The 600-nt window shown below is 70.7% G+C and carries 1 pseudogene; it reads left to right on the top strand.

Annotated features, from left to right (window positions below):
- Positions 1–600, top strand: a pseudogene (gene parJ / locus LPA54_RS35220) (filament polymerization regulator ParJ); the annotation flags it as partial.

The raw sequence follows: 600 nt of genomic DNA, 5'->3' as shown, positions 1-600 counted from the left end.
CGGTCATGGTGGCCGCGTTCGAGGGCTGGAACGACGCCGGTGACGCCGCCTCCACCGCGGTCGCGCATCTGGACAGGGAGTGGAAGGGCGAGGTGTTCGCGGCGCTCGACGCCGAGGACTACTACGACTTCCAGGTCAACCGCCCCACGGTGTTCATGGAGAACGGCGTGCGGAAGATCACCTGGCCGACGACGCGGCTGTCGGTGGTGCGGGTGGGCGGCGAGAAACCGCGCGACCTGGTGCTGGTGCGCGGCATCGAACCGTCCATGCGCTGGCGCTCGTTCTGCAACGAGATCCTCGGCTTCGCGCACGAGCTGGGCGTGGAGCTGGTGGTGGTGCTGGGCGCGCTGCTCGGTGACACCCCGCACACCCGTCCGGTCCCGATCAGCGGGACCACGTCCGACCCGGACCTGGCCCGCCGCATGGACCTCGAGGAGACCAAGTACGAAGGGCCCACGGGCATCGTCGGCATCCTCCAGGAGGCGTGCACGCACGCGGGCGTCCCCGCGGTGTCGCTGTGGGCGGCGGTCCCGCACTACGTGTCGCAGCCGCCCAACCCGAAGGCCACGCTGGCCCTGCTGAACCGGCTCGAGGACCTGA

The organism is Streptomyces sp. DH12 (genome assembly GCF_020873895.1).
Lineage (GTDB): Bacteria > Actinomycetota > Actinomycetes > Streptomycetales > Streptomycetaceae > Streptomyces.
The sequence above is the reverse complement of the archived record's forward strand: the minus strand, read 5'-3'. Positions and strand labels throughout refer to the sequence as shown.